General features: G+C 48.7%; 2 protein-coding genes and 1 pseudogene. All 3 read right to left on the bottom strand.

What is annotated here, in order from left to right:
• Positions 1-918 (bottom strand): annotated as a pseudogene (locus tag AC1DUA_RS31815) (hypothetical protein); the annotation flags it as partial.
• Between the two features lie 155 nt (positions 919-1,073).
• On the bottom strand, positions 1,074-2,150 hold the full coding sequence (locus AC1DUA_RS31810; protein ID WP_477503545.1) for a Gfo/Idh/MocA family oxidoreductase: 1,077 nt from the start codon (positions 2,148-2,150) through the stop codon (positions 1,074-1,076).
• Between the two features lie 20 nt (positions 2,151-2,170).
• The coding region (locus AC1DUA_RS31805) for a GNAT family N-acetyltransferase (protein ID WP_477503544.1) at positions 2,171-2,988 on the bottom strand (818 nt) is incomplete at its 5' end.

The raw sequence follows: 2,988 nt of genomic DNA, 5'->3' as shown, positions 1-2,988 counted from the left end.
ATCCTGTGTATTGCCATACGGATTGTTGTTGATTTGCTCGAACACCTCCACGCTCTGAGGCTGAAGAATTGTCACCTCTTCCCCATAAGAATTCGGTTGTGCAAAAAGCGTCGTTCTCGAGTCCAGCTTCAGGGATTCTTGAGATTCTTCAATCTTGGCACCTTTGTAATACATCCATTGAACGCCGCTCATTGTCTCCACACGATAGCCAGTGCTGTTGAATGGCGAAATGAACTCGGCGGTTATCTTCCCAACCCCCTTATTGGTTTCGTTCAAGAAATAGGCTTTCTCCGGCACAATACTTCGCAGGGTTCCAATGCGATTAAGGGGGATTCGAATCCACTGATCTCCTAGCCAGGTCGTATGAATCTGCAGCCATGTCATCGTATTGTAATCGAAGTTATCAGCAACAAACCACCTTTTCGCTGCAGCCACCACTTCGACGTCCTGGGGTGCCAATGAACCCGTTGATGGAGCATTCATATTCGGGTTGGCGTACATAAGTGTATGATCCATCAGTGATATTTCCTTCGGCGGAGCGACGTCCAACGCTTTTGAAGGCACATTGATCCACTTATCACCAAGCCAGGTACTCACTTTCCACCAATTATACGTATCCGACCATGGCATACCTGCCTTGACTACTTGCACCTCCTGAGGAGCAAGATAGCCCTGAGGTGGGCCACCGGAATCCTCATATTTGTCATAATAAGGAACGTTGCTCAGCAGCCGAATAACGGCAGGTACTCTACCCGATTCTGGTACCTCTGAAGGGAACATTTCATGCTGAAATTCCGGCTGTACACTAGGCACGGGCTTCCAAACAACGGCTGCTCCTTCCGCTGATGCGTCGAAAGCACATGTCATGATGACTTGTGCTCCAACCACAGCAGCAATAGCTGCTTTTTTCCAGCTCATTGGATCACACTCCATTCTCAAGTTAACCAGCATAATTGGTTATACTCGGTATCTGTTCCAAAGTTTTCTTTTTTACCAAATTGAGCATCCGTGGTCATTTTCCTTCAACGAAATAGAGGCTGCCATTATACCGGCAGCCTCGTTATGTATTCACATTAAAATGCCCAGGGTTGTGTCGTCGTCGTCAGCTCTTCTCCAGACTCAATTGCTGAAAGCATCGTAATAGACAGATAATGGTCCTGCATCGCCTCTTCCAACCCATAACATGCCGGTCCACCCTGCAAATATTCCGCCATTTTAGTCAAACTCGTAGCAATTGCGATCTCATCATCGGATAAACGCCCAGGAATGAATGGATTTTCATACACCCATTCTTCATTCGCTGTAATCCCTCGGTTATAATACCCTTCCAGGTTACCATTATGCCCTGTATCTACTCTTCGAAGTTCGCCCTGTATAGGTGTCCTGAAATCACGCAAATACCGGAACGTTTCGTTCATTAATTCTCCACGGCTACCGCGAACGAGTACACGATTATTACGAATCCAAGAAAAATACTGATCCCCTGTAAAATCAAACAGAGCCAGTTTGTCTCCGAAACGAAGTGTAACGATATCCTGCACGGAATCGCCAATCACTTCACTTTCAGGGGGGCCATCACGCCCTGGGCCTTTCACGAGATTGGACGTAAATCTCTGCCCCCTGATGACAGCGTTCTCGAAGTCTATGCCAAGCATTTTACGGATTAGACTGATGCCATGATAGCCGTGAGCGGCTGAGACTTGCACCTGAGAAACGTCTCCCAGTTTACCCGACTTCACGAAAGCAATACGCGCGGCATGCATCGGCTGATACAAATATTGATCGGCTACCTGGACGCGCCCTTTCAGCTTTCTCAGCGACTCGTACAAGGCAATCATGCTGGGGATATCTTTAGCAGGAGGTGTCTCTGTCAATACCGGAATTCCCCTTTCTGCCAGTTCCAGCGTGCAGGCCGGCGCTGCTTCCCAAGGAACGGAAATGACCGCGAACATGAGTGGCACACTCGAAGCGAAAGATTCCATATCACGATAGGTTTTTACACCCCATTCTTCTTCAATCTCCCTGCCGCGTTCCTCATCACGGACTAACATGGCACGGACGGCATAATGCTCAGGAAGCGCTTTTGCAATCCGCAAATAAAATTCAGCTCTCCACCCTCGACCGACAATACCGAATTCAATTAATGACATAACTGTTCCCTCACTTTCGTTTAAATACTTCGTTCGTACAAATGCGCTGTCCAGCTTTGAGCTTCATAGCGTCCACGAAATGCGAATCCTTCACGGACATAAAACCCATTAAGCGCCGAGTTACCAGCCATACAATCTAGACGCAGCCAGGATTTTCCATGTTCTTTGCTATAGTCCTCTGCCCAATTGAGCAGTCGCGAACCAATTCCCATACCTGGATAGTCCCGAGAAACAGCCAGTCGATGAACATAGCCAGCATTTTCATGGAACTGATTTCCCCAAATCTCCTCATCTAGCCATTGAACAGAAAGGCAACCGACAGGTACACCATCCATGTGCGCCACAAATACCTCATACTGTTCGATCCAATCAGACACATACGCATGCGTAAACCTTTCTTCACGCCACTGGAGGAAGCCCTGGGTTCTCTCAATCCACCGTGCCGCATTGACCAAAAGTCCACGTATCGCTTCCACATCTTCCTGCTCCGCTCTTCGCATCTCCAGCATACCCTGCCAACGGTATTCCAACAATGCAGCCGTTTCCTTCGCCATTGTTTCGCCGGACAACCTTGCCACGACATGTAAGGCCGCATCGAACCCAGCAGTTACACCGCCGGACATGACGATCCTGCCATTATCGACATAGCGAACATTCTCAACAACCGTTGTATCTGGTGAAACCATCCCGCGAAGAAGGTCGTAAGCTTTCCGATTCGTAGTCACTCGAAGTCCCTCCAACAAACCGGATTTCGCCAGCAATAGAGCCCCGGTACATACTGAAAGCACGATTACCGCTTTGCTCGCCGCCTCGCGAACCCAAGTAATCAGCCGTGAGT

It is taken from the genome of Paenibacillus sp. 01T422, from assembly GCF_056398785.1.
This window is presented reverse-complemented; position numbering and strand designations above follow the sequence as displayed.

What these genes read in the sequence shown, in the direction of transcription:
- AC1DUA_RS31810 (WP_477503545.1), bottom strand. Translation starts at nt 2,150, where the DNA reads ATGTCATTAATTGAATTCGGTATTGTCGGTCGAGGGTGGAGAGCTGAA.